We start from the raw sequence: 15,772 nt of genomic DNA, 5'->3' as shown, positions 1-15,772 counted from the left end.
GGGCCGCTGGTCGACGCCACCCGAAGTGGCGGTGGGATTTGAACCCACGTTTCCCCGTTGGAAGCGGAAGTAGCCGTTGCCTGCGCACCGGGAGGTGCCCCAGAACGGTAGGCCCGCAACCCTCAGCGGGGCAACCCGATTCCAGCCCCTCCCGGGGCCGGTCGCGCTCCGGGCCGTCAAAGGGCTACTGGCGGTGGGGCGGTGCACCGGGAATGATCGAGGTTCGTCTCGACGGAGAGCCGAACCACGCGATCGGGCGGGGAAGAGGGTGACGCCGGTGACCCCGACGCAGCTTCGTGCGTACGTCGCCGTGGTCCGGCTGGGTTCCGTCAAACAGGCCGCCGCGGAGCTACGGGTTTCCGAGTCGGCGGTGTCGATCCACATCGCGCAACTCCGCAAGGAGTTCGGCGACAAGCTGTTCCGGCGGACGGCAGCGGGCCTCGCGTTCACCCCCGGTGGGCTTCGGCTGGCCAGCCGCGCGGCCGAACTGCTGGGCCTGCAGGACCGCACGATGCTGGAGGTGAGCGCCGCGAAGCGTGGCCGACGGTTACTGCGGGTCGCCGCGTCGAGCCTGTTCGCCGAATTCGCGGCACCAGGGCTGATCGAACTCTTCGCGAAGCGGGCTGCCGACCTCGACGTCGAGTTGAGTGTGGGCAACCCGGGCGCGTTCGGATCGCTGTTGCTGACCCGCGCCGCGGACATCGCGATCGGGCCGCAGCCGCCGGTCGTCGACGCCGCGGTCGTCTGCCGCCCGGTGATGAACTACCGGGTGGTGCTCGTCGTCGGCCCGGAGCATCCGCTGGCCGGCATGCCGGCGTCCCCGGGGCAGTTGCGGGAGCAGACCTGGCTGCTCGGGCCGTCGGCCGCCACCGAGTTGGGCGCGGTCCCGGCGATGCTGCGCCGGCTGGCCGTGCCGGACGAGCGGCAGCAGATCTTCCAAAGCCACGCGGCCGCGCTGGGGGAAGCCAAGCGGGGCAGGGGCGTGGCACCGGCCCTCTCGTTCACCGTCACACCGGACGTCCGCCAGGGCCATCTCGGGCAGGTGGCGGGTCCGCACGCGACGATGGACGCGGTGTGGCACTCGCAGGTGCTCGTCACTTTCGGCCCGATGTCGGCTGCCGACGAACTGTCGCGGTTCTCGTCGACACCAAGGGCTATTCAAGCGATGATGCGGGGCGCGGGCGTCAGCGTCGGCCACTTCCGACCGTCGGTGCACGTGACGCTCTGGAGCTGACTGGCGACGACAAGCAGATCCTGGAAGCTGCCGGCCGGCAGCATCCGGTCGCAGTAGGGGAGTGCTGCGGCCATGCCGCCGACCCGGGGGGCGAAGCCGGGTGCGCCGGCGCGGGGGTTCAGCCAGACGATCCGGTACGCGCGCCGGCTCAGCCGGGCCATCACCGCGCCCAACTCGTCAGGCGGATCGCTGTCCCAGCCGTCCGAGCCGATCACCACCACCGCCCCGCGTACCGCGTCCGCGTGGTGAGAGTTGAGCAGGGCGCGCAGGTTCGTGGCGATCCGGGTCCCCCCGTACCGGTCGGTCACGGCGGTGCTGGCCTGCACGACCGCCTCAGCCGCCGACGTGTGTCGTAGCACCACGGTGAGCCGGGTCAGGGTCGTCGCGAAGGCGAACACCTCTGCGTCGGCGACGACCGCGAACGCCCGCATCAGATGCAGGTACGCGGTCGCTTGCGCCCGCATCGACTCGCTGACGTCGCAGAGCAGCACGACCCGGCGTGGTCGCCGGACCGGCCGCTCGCGGACGACCTCGACGGGTTCCCAGCCGGTGCGGCGGGCCCGGGCGATAGTGGGCCGTAGCGCGACCCGTGCGCCGGCCGAGCCGACAGCGTGTCGACGGGTGCGCCGGGTCGGCCAACCGGCGACAGCCGCGCGCAGCGCGTCACCGAGCTGCGTGACCTGTGCGACGTCGAGTTCGTCGAACGGGCGCTCGGCGAGCCCGGCGAGGGTGCTGGGCCGCCGCTCGGGCAGCCGCAGTGCGGCGTCGAGTTCCGATGTTTCCGCGACGGCTGGCGGTAGGGTCGCCCACGGCAGGCCGCCGCCTGACTCCGCGTCGTCGGTGTCGGCGGGCACCCGGGCGTACGCGTCGTCGTGACCGGCCGCCGGCGGCGCGGACCGCGACGGTCGGGGCTGTGGCGGCGGATCCGTGAAGATCGCTGCGAAGACCCGGTCGAATGCGGCGAGGTCGGTGTGCCGCCGGACCAGGCTGATCCGGGCGGTCCAGTAGAGGGTGGACATCGAGTCGGGCGGGCTGGCGGCGAGTGCTCGGACGAAGTCGTCGACATCGGTGAGCCCGGCGGGGACGCCGGCCCGACGCAGCCGGCCGGCGAGCGCCACCGCGAACGCGGCCCGGTCGATCCCGCCCAGCACGGCCGGGCTCACCGGCGTGCGACCAGCCAGGCGATCACCGCGCCGACCGCGACAAGACCGACGACCACCGGTACGAGGCGCTTGGTGACCGAACCGCCGGCAATGCTGAGCAGGTCGAGTGCCTCGGGCTCGGCGACCGGAGTAGCAGGCGCGGTGACTGCCGACGGCTCGATGGGCGGCGCCTTGACGGGCTCGGGTTCGGGTTCGGTGCGCGGCGTCGGGGCTGGCTGCTCGGCAGCCAGCTTGGCCTCCAGGTTGGCGACGAACTGGGCCAGCAACTTGCCCGACACCTCTTTGATCATGCCGCTGCCGAACTGGGCCAGTTTCCCGGAGATCTTCAGGTCGGTGTCCACGCTGACCAACGTCCGGTCGCCGTCCGCGCGTAGGTGGGCGGTGACCAGCGCGGACGCGTTCCCGGCCGACCGGGCGTCGCGGCCCTTCGCGTCGATCACCCCGTGGTACGTGGCGTCGTCCTTCTCGACGAACCGGGCGGTGCCCGTGAACTCGGAGATGACCGGCCCGACCTTGACCTTCACCCGGCCCCGGTAGACGTCACCGTCGACTCCGGTCAACTGGGCGCCCGGCAGGCACGGCGCGATCCCCTCCAGATCGGTGAGCACCGCCCACGCCCGCTCGATCGGGACGGTGACCGCGAACTCATTCGTGATCTTCATGCCTGGCTCTCCTGGTAGGCGCCGAGCGCGGCGGCGACCACGGCGCGGTCGTCTGGGGTCTTGGCGATGGTGCCGATGGTCTGCGCGACGTCGTCGGTGGCCAGGTCGGCGGCGCCCAGCACGGACAGCGCGGCCACCCAGTCGATGGTCTCCGCCATTCCGGGTGCCTTCTCCAACTCCCGACCGCGTACACCGCCGATGAACTGGACCGCAGTGCGGATCAGCGGCTCGGTGGCCCCCGGCACGGCCCGGCGGACGATCTCCACGGCGCGGGCCGGCTCGGGGAAGTCGATCCAGTGGTACAGGCAGCGGCGGCGCAACGCGTCGTGCAGCTCCCGGCTGCGGTTGGAGGTGAGCACCACGATGGGTGGCGTGCGGGCGGTGAACGTGCCGAGCTCGGGGATCGTGATGCCGGCCTCGCCGAGGAACTCGAACAGCAGCGCCTCGAACTCGTCGTCGGCGCGATCGATCTCGTCGATCAGCAGCACCGGCGGGACCGGCCCCCGGTGGCGTACGGCCCGCAGGATCGGCCGTTCCTGAAGGAACTCGGTGCTGAACAGGTCCGCGTCGGAGAGCCGCGTGTGTTGTGCCTCGGCGAGCCGGATCGCCAACAGTTGTCGCTGGTAGTTCCACTCGTAGAGCGCCTCGCCTGCGGTCAGCCCCTCGTAACACTGCAGACGGATCAGCGGCGTCTCCAGCGCGCGTGCCAACGCCTTCGCGGCGGCGGTCTTGCCGACACCCGGCTCGCCCTCCAGCAGCAGGGGCCGACCGAGGCGCAACGCCAGGAACAGGGCCATGGCCATGCCGTCGTCGACCAGGTAGTCGACGGCGTCGAGGCGGTGCCGCACGGTCAGGGCGTCCTTCATGACTCACCCGCCAGCAGACGCTCATAGTCAGCCCGGGTGTCCACGTCGATCGGCACCGGCCCGTCGACGGGCACCTCGGTCACCGGGTGGCGACCGGAGTGCAGCAGCTTCCAGACGGCCTTGTCGCCGTGCAGGTCGTACAGCTCGGGAAGGACGTCGCGGCCGAAGCGGAACGGGTGGCCCAACCCGTTCGCGTACCGGCACACGGCCAGCGGGGTGGCCGCCTCGGCGACCCGGCGGACGTCCGCGGCGCGGACACCGGGCTGGTCGCCGAGGAGCAGCACGAGCGCGTCGGCGCGTGGGTCCACGGCTCGCGCGGCCGTGCTGACCGACGACCCGCAGCCGGTGCTGAACCCCGGGTTCTCCACGACCTGGCAGCCGGTCAGGTCCACCCGGTCGCGGACGTCGTTCGCCGCGCCGCCGAGGGTGACGAGCAGCTGGTCGAAGCCGCACGAGCGGGCCAGGTCGAGGGTGGCGTCGAGCAGCGTCCGTCCCCGGTACGGGAGCAGTTGCTTCGCCTCGCCGAGCCGCACCGATGCGCCCGCGGCGAGCACCACGCCGGTCAGGAACACGGGTTACGCCGCCGTGTAACTCGCGAGGCAGCCCGCGCAGCAGAACCAGACGTCCTGCCCGTCGGCGCGCGTGTGCGGGGTCGTCGGCCCGACCAGCACGGTCATCCCGCAGACCGGGTCGACGGCCTGCTGCGGCCGGGCGGCCTGCGCGCCCACGGTCGGGGCCAGTCCGTCCACGCGAATCGCCCGGACCACCTCGGACATGATCGACAGTGCGATCTCCGGTGGCGTCCTCGCGCCGATCTCCAACCCGGCCGGTGAGTGGACACGGGCGCGCTCTGCGTCGGTCAACCCCAGCTCGTCGAGCAGGGCCGCGCCGCGTTTGCCGCTGGCAACGAGCGCGATGAACCCCACACCGGCATCCAGCGCGGCGCGGATCGCCTCCTGCTCGCCCTTGCCGAGCCCGGCCACCACGACGGCGGTGCAGCCGGCGCAGTCGTCGGCCGTCACCACGTCGAAGTCGAGGAACGCGGCGAGGGTCGCCACCGCCGCGCTGATCGGCGTGCCGCCGAACACCCGCAGCGCCGGCGCCGGCAACATCGGTTGGAGGAAGACCTCGATCGCGCCACCGGAGTGACACGGGTTGACCACCACCCGCGCCCCCGGCGTCTCCGGAAACGCGACTGCACCGTCCGGCAACACCCGCAGCAGCAGGGCGGTGCCGTCGCGCAGCGTGTCGAGTGCCGCCGCCCGCACCGAACTCTCGGCGCACACCCCGCCCACGAAACCCTCGATCGAGCCGTCCGACCGGATCACCGCGGCGTCGCCCGGCCGGGCCGACGTCGGATCCTGCGCGCGGACCACGGTGGCGTGGACGAACGGCTCCCGGGAGACGGTCAACTCCCGGGCGCGCTCCGCGATGGTGGTCATCCTTCGCTCCTCAGATCGGCGGCCCGGCCTGGCCGCGCATCGCGTCCCAGACCCGCGACGGCGTCAGTGGCATGTCGGCATGGCGTACGCCGAAGGGCTTCAGAGCGTCCACGACCGCATTGACGATCGCGGGCGGCGAGCCCACCGTCGCGGACTCACCCACGCCCTTCGCGCCGATCGGGTGGTGTGGCGACGGCGTCACGGTGAAGCCGGTCTCCCAGTCGGGCACCTCCAGAGATGTGGGGATCAGATAGTCCATCAGGGATGCGCCGAGACAGTTGCCGTCCTCGTCGAACGCGATCATCTCCATCAGGGCCATGCCGACCCCGTCGGTCAGCCCACCGTGCACCTGCCCCTCGATGATCATCGGGTTGATCCGGGTGCCGCAGTCGTCCACCGCGATGAACCGCCGGACCTTCACCTGTGCCGTGCCGGGATCGATGTCCACCACACAGATGTACGCGCCGTGCGGGTAGGTCAGGTTCGACGGGTTGTAGCAGATCTGCGCCTCCAGCCCACCCTCGATGCCCTCGGGCAGGTCACCCGCGCCGTGCGCGCGCAGGGCGATGTCCTGGATCGTGACGGACCTCCCCGGGTCGCCCGCGACGTGGAACGCCCCCTTCTCCCACTCCAGGTCGGCCACCGACACCTCGAGCATCCCCGAGGCGATGATCCGAGCCTTGTCGCGCACCTTGCGGGCCACCAATGCCGCCGCCGCACCCGAGACGGGCGTCGAACGACTGCCGTACGTGCCGAGGCCGAACGGAGTGTTGTCGGTGTCGCCGTGCAGCACCTCGATGTCCGCCGGTGGAATCCCGATCTCCTCGGCGACGATCTGCGCGAACGTCGTCTCGTGCCCCTGACCCTGCGACTGCACGCTGAGGCGTACCACGGCCTTTCCGGTCGGGTGGACGCGCAGCTCGCAGCCGTCGGCCATGCCCAGCCCGAGAATGTCCATGTCCTTGCGCGGCCCGGCGCCGACGGCCTCGGTGAAGAACGCGATGCCGATGCCCATCAGCTCGCCCCGGGCCCGCTTCTCCGCCTGCTCGCGGCGCAACTCGTCGTAGCCGGCCATCTCCATCGCCAGCCGCATCGTCGGCTCGTAGTTACCCGAGTCGTACACCCAGCCGGTCTTCGTCGTGTACGGGAACTGCTCGGGCTGGATGAAGTTCTTCAACCGCAGCTCGGCCGGGTCCATACCGAGCTCGTCGGCGAGGCAGTCGACGATCCGCTCGACCAGGTAGACCGCCTCGGTGATCCGGAACGAGCAGGCGTACGCGACGCCGCCGGGTGCCTTATTGGTGTAGACCGCCGTCATCTTGCAATACGCGGCCTCGATGTCGTAGCTGCCGGTGAAGACGCCGAAGAAGCCGGCCGGGTACTTCACCGGGGCGGCGGTGCCGTTGAACGCGCCATGGTCGGCCAGCACGTTGGTGCGGATGCCGAGGATCCGGCCGTCACGGGTCGCGGCGATCTCCCCGCGCATGATGTAGTCGCGGGCGAAACCGGTGCTGATCAGGTTCTCCGAGCGGTCCTCCATCCACTTCACCGGTTTGCCGGTGACGATCGAGGCCACAATCGCGCAGACGTACCCGGGGTAGATGGGCACCTTGTTACCGAACCCGCCGCCGATGTCCGGCGAGATCACCTGGATCTTGTGCTCGGGGAGGCCCGCCACGATGGCGTAGAGGGTGCGGTGCGCGTGCGGCGCCTGGGTGGTCGACCAGAGCCGCAGCTTGCCGTCGACGGCGTCGTAGTCGGCGACCGCCCCGCACGTCTCCATCGGCGCCGGGTGCACCCGCGGATAGACGAGATCCTGACTGACCACGACGTCGGCGCGGGCGAAGACCGCCTCGGTGGCCGCCTCGTCGCCGGTCTCCCAGTCGAAGCAGTGGTTGTTCGTCTTGCCATCCAGGTCGTCGCGGATCAGCGGGGCGTCCGCCTCCAGCGCGCGACGCGCGTCGATCACCGGGTCGAGGACGTCGTACTCGACGTCGATCAGCTCCAGCGCGTCGCGGGCCGCGTACCGGTCCTCGGCGACGACGAACGCCACTTCCTGCCCCTGGAAGCGCACCTTGTCGGTGGCGAGCACGGCCTGTACGTCGTTGGAGAGCGTCGGCATCCAGGCCAGGTTCTGCTGCGCCAGCATCGCCCCGGTCACCACGGCCTTCACCCCGGGCGACGCCTCGGCGGCACTCGTGTCGATGCTGACGATCCGGGCGTGCGCCACGGGGGAGCGGAGGATCGCGAGGTGCAGCATGCCGGGCAGTTGCACGTCGTCGACGTACCGGCCGCGACCACGGAGAAACCGCGGGTCCTCCTTGCGCAGCATCCGGCCGTACCCGACGGGCTTTTGATCGTTGTCGTGGAACGTGTCCACGCGCTCGTGCACAGTGGTCATGCGACGGCCCCCGCGGTCTGGCCGGCGTCGGCGATCTCGCCGGCCTCGGTCGATTCGGTGGTCTCGGTGACCTGGGCGGCGGCCTGCGCCTCGGCCACGGCGGCCCAGCGGACCGACCTGACGATGGTGGCGTACCCCGTGCACCGGCAGATCTGACCCGAGATCGCCTCCCGGATCTCCGTCTCGCTGGGGTCGGGGTTGCGGTCGAGCAGCGCCCGCGCGGTCATCATCATCCCCGGCGTGCAGAAACCACACTGCAGGCCGTGGCACTGCATGAAGCCCTGCTGGATCGGGTCCAACTCGGCGCCCTTGGCGAGGCCCTCGACGGTACGCACCTGGTGGCCGCCGGCCATCGCCGCGAGCACGGTGCACGACTTGACCGGCTCGCCGTCGAGCCAGACCACGCACGTGCCGCAGTTGCTGGTGTCGCAGCCCCAGTGCGTGCCGGTCAGACCCAGCACGTCCCGCAGGAAGTGCACCAGCAGCAGTCGGCCCTCGATCTCCCGGGTGACCTCGACGTCGTTGACGGTCATGGTGACCTGCATGCTCAGCTCCTCGCCCGTTCGACGGCCCGGCGCAGGGTCCGCCTGGTCAGCTCGGCGGCCAGATGCCGCTTGTAGTCCGCACTGCCGCGCTGGTCGGTCACCGGATCGCAGCTACGAGCCGCGATCGCCCCGGCCTGCTCGTAGAGGCTTTCGGAGGGCTCCTGCCCGCGCAGCGCCGCCGAGATCTCCGGGATGCCCGTCGTGTTGGGACCGACCGCCGCGAGCCCCACCCGGGCGTCGACGATCGTGCCGCCGTCGAGCCACACCGCCGCGCCGGCCGACACCATGGCCCAGTCGCCGGCCCGGCGCTCGACCTTGGCGTACGCGCTGCCGCAACCGGGCCGCACCGGCAGCCGGATCTCGACCAGGATCTCGCCGTCCGCGACCGCCGTCTCGTACGGCCCGACGTGGAACTCCTCCATCGACACGACCCGCTCCGCGCCGCCCGGACCACGGATCACGCAGTGCGCGTCCAGCGTCGTGCAGACCGCTGAGAGATCCTCGGACGGGTCGGCCTGGCAGAGCGAGCCGCCCAGCGTGCCCCGGTTGCGCACCACCGGGTCGGCGATCACCCGTTCGGCGTCGGCGAAGATGGGGAACGTCGCCGCCAGCACGGCCGATTCGAGCAGCTCCCGATGTCGGGTCAGAGCCCCGATGCGTACCTCGTCTGGGCCTGTCTCGATGTAGCCCAGCTCGGCGTGCAGGTCGTTGATGTCGATCAGGTAGTCGAAGTTGGCCAGCCGCAGCTTCATCATCGGCAGCAGGCTGTGCCCTCCGGCGATCAGGCGGGCAGTGCCGCCCAGCCGCTCGAGAAGGCTGATCGCATGGTCCACACTGGTGGCTCGTTCGTACTCGAACGGTGCCGGCACCTGCATGTCGCACCTCCGCAGTCCGGCAAAATCTCTGCCCGGCGGTGACCAAAGTCAACGGCGACCTAAGCAACTGCTTAGGTCGCCGTTGACGGTGCCGCCGGGGCTCCCGGATCGTGCGGCCATGCGGGACATCGTCGACGGCCTGACGCGCTGGCGTAGCGCCGGAGTCGCGTTCGCCGTCGCGACAGTCGTGCGGACCTGGCAGTCGGCGCCCCGGCAGGCGGGCGCGGCGATGGCCGTCTCCGCCCAGGGTGAGGTGCTCGGCAGCATCTCGGGCGGCTGCGTCGAGGGTGCCGTCTACGACCTCTGCCTCAGCGCGCTGGAGACCGGAACGGCCCACACCCAGACCTTCGGCGTCAGCGACGACGACGCGTTCGACGTCGGTCTGACCTGCGGAGGCACGATCCAGATCCTGGTCCAACCGGGCGTCGCGCTGACCGAGCCCGACGAGGTGCTCGCCGCGATCCGGGACGGTCGCCCGGTCGCCACCGCATCGGTCGAGAACGCCCAACTGGTGATCTGGCCCGACCGGGTCGCGGGCAGCCTCGGCGCACCCGACCTGGACGACGCGGCGGCCCGGCAGGTGGCGGGGATGCTCGCCCTCGGTCTCAGCGGCACGATCCACCTGGGCCGGCAGGGGGAGCAGCGCGGCGACGACGTGGGCGTGTTCGTGCAGTCGTACGTGCCGCCACCCCGGATGATCATCTTCGGAGCGATCGACTTCGCCGCCGCGATGGCCCGGATCGGCAAGTTCCTCGGTTACCACGTCACGGTCTGCGACGCCCGTCCGGTGTTTACCACCCGCGCACGCTTCCCGGACGCCGACGAGCTCGTCGTCCAGTGGCCGCACGCGTACCTGGAGTCGACGGCCGTCGACGATCGCACGGCGCTGTGCGTCCTGACCCACGACCCCAAGTTCGACGTGCCGCTGCTCCAGGTCGCCCTGCACACACCCGCCCGCTACATCGGCGCGATGGGCAGCCGCCGGGCCCACGACGATCGAATGCGCCGGCTGCGCGAGGCGGGTGTGAGCGAGGCCGCGCTGGCTCGGCTCCACTCGCCGATCGGGTTGGACCTGGGAGCGCGGACGCCGGAGGAGACGGCCGTCGCGATCGCCGCCGAGATCACCGCCGAGGCCTGGGGTGGCTCGGGCCGACCGCTCAGCGACCTGGAGACCCCGATCCACCACACCTGACCGTGTCGCCACACCTCGGTGTCGGGGGTGCCGGACGATTGACAGTTGCTAGAGACATCTTTCTAAAGCATCCTCTAGTATATGAGCGAAGAGGTACCTGAGCGTTCCATCAAGCTCACCGACCCACGGACCCTGCGGGCGTACGCGCACCCGCTGCGGATGCGTCTGATCGGGCTGCTGCGCAGCGACGGCCCGATGACCGCGACTCAGGCTGCCGCCCGGCTCGACGACAACGTCCCGAACTGCTCGTTCCACCTGCGTCAGCTCGCCAAGTACGGGTTCGCCGAACGCGTTGCCGGGGCGGACGCTCGGGAACGGCCCTGGCGGGCGACCACGCAATACACCTCCTGGGACGACGACTCCGACGACCCGGTCATGAAGGCCGCCACCGACCAGCTCAACAGTGTGATGCTCGCGCTCTTCGTGCAACGTGCCCAGGACTACCTCGCAGTCCGTGGCGACGAGCCCGTCGAATGGCGAGCCGCCGCTGGCTTCGGCGACGCGCTGCTGCATGTCACCGCCACTGAGCTGCGCGAGCTCACGGAGGAGGTCGACGCGCTGCTGGCCCGGTACGACGAACGGAGGGCCGATCCGGCGAGCCGCCCGCCCGGGTCCCGCCCGGTGCAGATCATCCAGATGGCGGTGCCGCGTGGTCCCGTACCGCCTGAAGGCCCATCGGGCGGAGACGGACCGTGACTGAACCCCTCGTCCTGGCCGACCCGGCACCGCCGCGCCGGCCGCGCATCCCACGGCTGCTGCAGCAGGCGGCCTTCCGCCGCTACTGGTCCGCGCAGACCGTCTCGCTCTTCGGCGACCAGATCACCCTGCTCGCCGTGCCGCTGCTGGCCGTGCTCGCGATCGGCGCGGGACCGGCCGAGATGGGTTACCTGACCGCTGCCTCGCTGCTGCCGAACCTGTTCCTCTCACTGCCGGCCGGCGCCTGGGTGGACCGGTACCCGCGCCGACGCCAAGTCATGATCATCGCCGACCTTGGCCGGGCGGGCCTCCTGCTGGCCGTGCCGCTGCTGTGGTGGGCGGGTGCACTGAACCTGCCGCTGCTCTGCGTCGTGGCCTTCCTGATCGGGATCCTCTCGGTGTTCTTCGAGGTGGCCCATACCAGCCTCTTCGCCGCTCTGGTTCGACGACCGGATTACGTGGACGCCAATAGTCTGGTCAACGGCAGCAGAGCCATGTCGTTCGTGGCTGGCCCGAGTATCGGTGGCGTGCTCGTGCAGGTGCTCACAGCCCCGATCGCACTGGTCGCCGACGTGCTCACCTACCTGGCGTCGGCTGTCTTCCTGATCCGGATCAGAGTCACCGAGCGCCCCGCACAGAGCGGCCCCGGCCTGGGCATGGCCGCCGGCGTGCGGTACGTGGCCCGCTCTGCGGTGCTACGGGCGATCCTGCTCGGCACCACCACGCTCAACCTGTTCAACTACATGTTCGCCGCGCTCTTCGTGCTGTACGTGACCACCGAGCTCAACGTCGCCCCCGGTGTGCTCGGCATGATCATCGGGGTCGGCGCGTTCGGCGGACTGCTCGGCGCAGCGGTCACCGGCCCGCTCAGTCGCCGGATCGGCATCGGCCCCGCAGTGATCCTCGGCCTGGTCGTCTTTCCGGCCCCACTGATCCTCGTGCCGCTGGCAGGGGGACCGCGGCCGCTGGTGCTCGCGCTCCTGATCACCGCCGAGTTCGTCTCCGCGCTGGGCGTCATGGTCCTCGACATCGCAGCCGGATCGGTGCAGATCGCGGCCACACCAGAGACGATGCTCGCCGTGGTCTCCGGCTTCAAACGCACCGTCAACTACGGCATCCGGCCGGTCGGCGCCCTGCTCGGCGGGGCGCTCGGCACCGCGCTCGGGGTGCGTCCCGCCCTCTGGATCGCCACCCTCGGCGCCCTGCTCGGGGTGTTCTGGGTCGCCTTCTCTCCACTGCGCACCATGCGCGAGCTGCCCGAGGACTGATCTCGTGCCATCCCGCCGAGACCTGTCGGCGGCGGTCCTCGCAGCTCACCCGGACCGCGTACCCTTCGCGCATGGAACTCGATGATCTTCCGCTTGCCGAGTTCGCGTTCCCGGGGCCGCTGCGGGACCAGCTCGTGGCCGCGATCCTCTCCGGCGCGAAAACCTCCACGTCCGGCCTGCTCGTCGGGTACGAGTGCGCGAACGAGCCGCTGCCCGAGGTCGGCGAACGATCCGCCGTGGTGGACTCCGAGGGTAGGCGGGTCGCGGTCATCGAGCTGACCGACGTACGGGTGATCCGGCTCGCCGACGTCGACCTGCAACACGCGCTGGCCGAGGGCGAGGGTGACGAGTCGGTGGCGCAGTGGCGCGCAGGGCACGAGACGTTCTGGCACAGCGCGGAAGTCCGCGCCGAACTGGGCGACCCCGGCTTCACAGCCGATGACGACACCCTGGTGGTAACCAAACGCTTCCGGCTGGTGCACGTCGTCTGACTAGCCCAACGCCCGGTTGTTAGGCACAACCGCAGAGTGCGGTCAGATGTTCAGCAGGCCTCCGTTGCGCGGGGCGTCGCCCTTGATCGCGATGAGATTCGCGGAGACGTACGGGATGTTGTGCGTCTGGTGCCAATCGCTCGGGAAGTACGTGACCAGCCGCGACGCCTGGAATCGGCATTTGATCTCAGGCACGAACCGAGAATATTTGGCGTCCGTGAAATACCAGAACGAGTTCTCGTTGTAGAAAGCCACATGCGTCGGATCCTGGTAAGCGCCCCGACCGTCGGTGCTGGGTGTCAGGGACAACAGCATCCCGTTCGGCGCGAGCAGTCGGTACAACTCGTTGAACAGTGCGATCTTGTCCGGGATGTGTTCCAGGAAATCCACCGCCCGAATGACCCCGACGCTGCCATCCGGTAGATCGACGCCCTTTGTTATGTCGCAGACCATGTCGACGCCCGACGCGTCGTGGTAGTCCAAACCGAGATAGCCTTCCGGCTTGTTGTGGGCCGCACCCAGGTCGAGCGCCAGGAGGCCCTGTCGCCGTGACCAGGCCAGCGCATTCTGTTGGATGTTCCGGTCGTAGATCTCCACCGTACGCTGCTGGATGCGGGCGTTGAGATCCGGAATGCGCTGCGTGTTCTTGGCATGCATGCGCTGCAGGTAAAGGCATTTCTCAATGTGATGGAACTCGCTCACCTGATAGATCCGAGCCATGAGATCGGCGTCGTCGGCGACGTCGAGCGACTCGTCGTATCCGCCGACCTTCTCGTAGATGTCCCGGCGGAAGGCCCGCACGTGGTTCGGTGCGTACCAGATGTAGCTCACATTGTGCGGCGTCGGCTGCAACGCCCGGCAGACCAGCACCTCACGGCCGTCCACCTTGTCGTCGTAGTGCCGCCAGCCGAATGAACTCGCGAACCGGTCCTCACAGCGGCCGCCGTCCTCCTGGATCTGCGCGGTGTCGCTGTAGACGAACCCCACCTCCGGATTGGAATCGAAGGCGTCGACAATTTCTTGCAGGCAGTCGCTGCTGAGCAGATCGTCGTCGTCAAGCTCGACCAGGATGTCCCCGGCAGCCTCGGCGCAGGCGTACCGCTTCACGGCGCCAACGCCGTTCAGGTTGTCCTGGACGATGAGCCGGATCCGATCGTCCTGCCTCTCAGGCCGCCAACGAGACCCCTGGTTGAGAATGACCACCCATTCCCAGTCGGTGAAGGTCTGCTCGACCAGTGATCGGAAACATTCATCGATGAAGCGGGTGCGGTTGCTTCCTGTGAAGACCGTTACGCGTGGCGCACGCATTGAACCAATCACCTACCCGTCCGGGGCGAGGCCGGAGCCTTCGGGACCGCGCGGTACTTCGCCGGAACAGCTGAGGTGAGCCCCTTGTCCAGCCGGATCGCCGACTGGAAGGCGTTCCGCGCCGCCGCGTCGTCACCGGACTGGGACAGCAGCATGCCCAGCCGGAGGTAGGCGGTCGACGACTTGTCGTCGATCGACACGACCTTCCGGTAAATCTCGATCGACGTCGTCGGGGCCTTGCCTTCCAGTGCGATGGCCTTGTTGTACAGGGCCGGCTTGTAGGAGGCGTCGGCCGCCAACGCCTTGTCGTAGTTGTCGACAGCCTCATCGGCCTGGTTGCGGGACTGGGCGATGAAGCCCAGGTTGAACCAGGCGAACTTGTTGTCGGCCTCGGCGGCTACCACCTTCTCGAAGGTGGCCTTGGCCGCGTCGATGTTGCCGGCTTGGCCCTGCTCGACACCGAGCTTCAGCAGATCGGCCGGCGCGGTGTCGGTGTTGGTGTCGCCGTCCGCCTTACCGCTGTTGCCGGCGTTGCTCGTTGGCGGCTTGTCAGCAGGCTTCTCGCTGCAGGCCGGGACTCCGGCCAGCAGGACCGCACCACAGGCGAGTGACCCGAATATCTGACGCGTGCTCATTCCTTCTCCTTGACGGTAACGGGGCGGTCCGACGTGCTGATCGGCCGGCTGGCATAGCTACGGCCGGCCGTTTCCCGGCCCGACGTGTCGGCCGCAGGCGCGAACGCCACCGGTGTACCGGTTGAGATGCAGGACACCCAGATGTCGGCGCCCCCGCCGGTAAAGGTGAACTGGTAGCCACTCACCGAGAGCGGCTGGATCAGCACCGGATTGACGCCCGCACCCGAGAGCTGATACCCGGTCCCGACAGCGATGTCTCCGAGCTGGCACCCGAAATTGACCGGGGTGTCCGCAATTACGGTCAGCGGACCCTGAATGTAGGCGGCATCGATTCCGTTGCCCGCCAGTCCCTGCGCACCCTGCGGTCCTTGTACGCCCTGCAAGCCGAGCGCACCTTGAGCACCTTGAGCACCTTGAGCGCCGGTGTCGCCCTGGGCGCCCTGGAAACCTTGGGCACCTGAGCCTTGAGCGCCCTGCGCGCCTTGGGCGCCTTGAGCGCCGGTGTCGCCCTGGGCGCCCTGGAAACCTTGGGCACCTGAGCCTTGAGCGCCCTGCGCGCCTTGGGCGCCTTGAGCTCCGGTGTCGCCCTGGGCACCTTGGAAACCTTGCGCGCCCTGTGCGCCTGCGTCGCCCTGGGCACCTTGGAAACCTTGCGCGCCTTGGGCTCCGGTGTCGCCTTGGGTGCCTTGGGCTCCGGTGTCGCCTTGGGTGCCCTGTGCGCCGACGTTGCCTTGCGCGCCCTGTGCGCCGGTGTCGCCTTGGAAGCCTTGCGTGCCTTGAGCGCCGACGTTGCCCTGGGCGCCCTGTGCGCCGACGTTGCCCTGGGCGCCCTGTGCGCCGACGTTGCCCTGGGCGCCCTGTGCGCCGACGTTGCCTTGCGCGCCCTGTGCGCCGGTGTCGCCTTGGAAGCCTTGCGTGCCCTGTGCGCCGACGTTGCCCTGGGCGCCCTGTGCGCCGACGTCGCCCTGGGCGCCTTGGGCTCCGGTGTCGCCCT

15 protein-coding genes and 1 pseudogene are annotated in these 15,772 nt (G+C 69.9%); 5 read left to right on the top strand and 11 right to left on the bottom strand.

Annotated features, from left to right (window positions below):
• The first annotated feature begins 277 nt into the window (after positions 1–277).
• Positions 278–1,234: a LysR family transcriptional regulator gene (locus ACLQ28_RS28725; protein WP_425689379.1), complete on the top strand. Its 957-nt coding sequence runs from the start codon at positions 278–280 to the stop codon at positions 1,232–1,234.
• Here the strand turns inward: ACLQ28_RS28725 and ACLQ28_RS28720 are convergent.
• The 8 genes from ACLQ28_RS28720 to ACLQ28_RS28685 are packed head-to-tail and all read right to left on the bottom strand — an operon-like array spanning position 1,159 to position 9,188.
• Positions 1,159–2,397, bottom strand: a complete 1,239-nt coding sequence (locus ACLQ28_RS28720) for a vWA domain-containing protein (protein ID WP_425689378.1) — start codon at positions 2,395–2,397, stop codon at positions 1,159–1,161. The two genes, ACLQ28_RS28725 and ACLQ28_RS28720, sit on opposite strands and share 76 nt — an antisense overlap.
• Positions 2,394–3,059 carry an SRPBCC family protein gene (locus ACLQ28_RS28715; RefSeq protein ID WP_425689377.1) on the bottom strand — a complete coding sequence of 222 codons (666 nt, stop codon included), beginning with the start codon at positions 3,057–3,059 and terminating at the stop codon, positions 2,394–2,396. Before ACLQ28_RS28715 ends, ACLQ28_RS28720 begins: the two co-directional genes overlap by 4 nt.
• Positions 3,056–3,925, bottom strand: a complete 870-nt coding sequence (locus tag ACLQ28_RS28710; RefSeq protein WP_425689376.1) for an AAA family ATPase — start codon at positions 3,923–3,925, stop codon at positions 3,056–3,058. Before ACLQ28_RS28710 ends, ACLQ28_RS28715 begins: the two co-directional genes overlap by 4 nt.
• Positions 3,922–4,497, bottom strand: coding sequence for a nucleotidyltransferase family protein (locus tag ACLQ28_RS28705; protein ID WP_425689375.1), 576 nt, complete (start codon positions 4,495–4,497; stop codon positions 3,922–3,924). The genes ACLQ28_RS28710 and ACLQ28_RS28705 overlap by 4 nt, the downstream gene beginning before the upstream one ends.
• Before the next feature lie 3 nt (positions 4,498–4,500).
• A complete protein-coding gene (locus ACLQ28_RS28700; protein WP_425689374.1) occupies positions 4,501–5,367 on the bottom strand; it encodes an XdhC family protein in 867 nt (288 codons plus the stop codon).
• Positions 5,368–5,377: 10 nt separating this feature from the next.
• A complete protein-coding gene (locus ACLQ28_RS28695) occupies positions 5,378–7,768 on the bottom strand; it encodes an aerobic carbon-monoxide dehydrogenase large subunit (RefSeq protein WP_425689373.1) in 2,391 nt (796 codons plus the stop codon).
• On the bottom strand, positions 7,765–8,313 hold the full coding sequence (locus ACLQ28_RS28690) for a (2Fe-2S)-binding protein (protein WP_425689372.1): 549 nt from the start codon (positions 8,311–8,313) through the stop codon (positions 7,765–7,767). The genes ACLQ28_RS28695 and ACLQ28_RS28690 overlap by 4 nt, the downstream gene beginning before the upstream one ends.
• 2 nt (positions 8,314–8,315) lie before the next feature.
• Positions 8,316–9,188, bottom strand: a complete 873-nt coding sequence (locus ACLQ28_RS28685) for an FAD binding domain-containing protein (RefSeq protein WP_425689371.1) — start codon at positions 9,186–9,188, stop codon at positions 8,316–8,318.
• A 118-nt stretch (positions 9,189–9,306) separates the two neighbouring features.
• Here ACLQ28_RS28685 and ACLQ28_RS28680 point away from each other — a divergent pair, with 118 nt between their 5' ends.
• From ACLQ28_RS28680 to ACLQ28_RS28665, 4 genes are all read left to right on the top strand, one after another.
• Positions 9,307–10,380: an XdhC family protein gene (locus tag ACLQ28_RS28680; RefSeq protein WP_425689370.1), complete on the top strand. Its 1,074-nt coding sequence runs from the start codon at positions 9,307–9,309 to the stop codon at positions 10,378–10,380.
• An 81-nt stretch (positions 10,381–10,461) separates the two neighbouring features.
• On the top strand, positions 10,462–11,076 hold the full coding sequence (locus ACLQ28_RS28675; protein ID WP_425689369.1) for a winged helix-turn-helix domain-containing protein: 615 nt from the start codon (positions 10,462–10,464) through the stop codon (positions 11,074–11,076).
• On the top strand, positions 11,073–12,344 hold the full coding sequence (locus tag ACLQ28_RS28670) for an MFS transporter (protein WP_425689368.1): 1,272 nt from the start codon (positions 11,073–11,075) through the stop codon (positions 12,342–12,344). Before ACLQ28_RS28675 ends, ACLQ28_RS28670 begins: the two co-directional genes overlap by 4 nt.
• 71 nt (positions 12,345–12,415) lie before the next feature.
• A complete protein-coding gene (locus ACLQ28_RS28665; RefSeq protein WP_425689367.1) occupies positions 12,416–12,835 on the top strand; it encodes an ASCH domain-containing protein in 420 nt (139 codons plus the stop codon).
• Between the two features lie 42 nt (positions 12,836–12,877).
• On the opposite strand, the gene ACLQ28_RS28660 is transcribed toward ACLQ28_RS28665, so the two are convergent.
• The 3 genes and pseudogenes from ACLQ28_RS28660 to ACLQ28_RS28650 all read right to left on the bottom strand — a co-directional run.
• Positions 12,878–14,143 (bottom strand): glycosyltransferase, encoded by a 1,266-nt coding sequence (locus ACLQ28_RS28660; RefSeq protein WP_425689366.1) that lies wholly within the window; start codon positions 14,141–14,143, stop codon positions 12,878–12,880.
• A gap of 8 nt (positions 14,144–14,151) precedes the next feature.
• Entirely contained in the window at positions 14,152–14,778 is a 627-nt protein-coding gene (locus ACLQ28_RS28655) for a tetratricopeptide repeat protein (RefSeq protein WP_425689365.1), read from the bottom strand.
• Positions 14,775–15,772 (bottom strand): annotated as a pseudogene (locus ACLQ28_RS28650) (hypothetical protein); the annotation flags it as partial. The pseudogene ACLQ28_RS28650 and the gene ACLQ28_RS28655, both read right to left, overlap by 4 nt.

Source organism: Micromonospora sp. DT201, assembly GCF_049841575.1.
In the GTDB taxonomy this organism is placed as follows: domain Bacteria; phylum Actinomycetota; class Actinomycetes; order Mycobacteriales; family Micromonosporaceae; genus Micromonospora.
The sequence above is the reverse complement of the archived record's forward strand: the minus strand, read 5'-3'. Positions and strand labels throughout refer to the sequence as shown.

Excerpts from the sequence above, each read along its gene's own strand:
- ACLQ28_RS28695 (WP_425689373.1), bottom strand. The coding sequence starts at position 7,768 with ATGACCACTGTGCACGAGCGCGTGGACACGTTCCACGACAACGATCAA.
- ACLQ28_RS28655 (WP_425689365.1), bottom strand. The coding sequence starts at position 14,778 with ATGAGCACGCGTCAGATATTCGGGTCACTCGCCTGTGGTGCGGTCCTG.
- ACLQ28_RS28675 (WP_425689369.1), top strand. The coding sequence starts at position 10,462 with ATGAGCGAAGAGGTACCTGAGCGTTCCATCAAGCTCACCGACCCACGG.
- ACLQ28_RS28660 (WP_425689366.1), bottom strand. The coding sequence starts at position 14,143 with ATGCGTGCGCCACGCGTAACGGTCTTCACAGGAAGCAACCGCACCCGC.
- ACLQ28_RS28700 (WP_425689374.1), bottom strand. The coding sequence starts at position 5,367 with ATGACCACCATCGCGGAGCGCGCCCGGGAGTTGACCGTCTCCCGGGAG.
- ACLQ28_RS28715 (WP_425689377.1), bottom strand. The coding sequence starts at position 3,059 with ATGAAGATCACGAATGAGTTCGCGGTCACCGTCCCGATCGAGCGGGCG.
- ACLQ28_RS28710 (WP_425689376.1), bottom strand. The coding sequence starts at position 3,925 with ATGAAGGACGCCCTGACCGTGCGGCACCGCCTCGACGCCGTCGACTAC.
- ACLQ28_RS28665 (WP_425689367.1), top strand. The coding sequence starts at position 12,416 with ATGGAACTCGATGATCTTCCGCTTGCCGAGTTCGCGTTCCCGGGGCCG.
- ACLQ28_RS28680 (WP_425689370.1), top strand. The coding sequence starts at position 9,307 with ATGCGGGACATCGTCGACGGCCTGACGCGCTGGCGTAGCGCCGGAGTC.
- ACLQ28_RS28685 (WP_425689371.1), bottom strand. The coding sequence starts at position 9,188 with ATGCAGGTGCCGGCACCGTTCGAGTACGAACGAGCCACCAGTGTGGAC.
- ACLQ28_RS28690 (WP_425689372.1), bottom strand. The coding sequence starts at position 8,313 with ATGCAGGTCACCATGACCGTCAACGACGTCGAGGTCACCCGGGAGATC.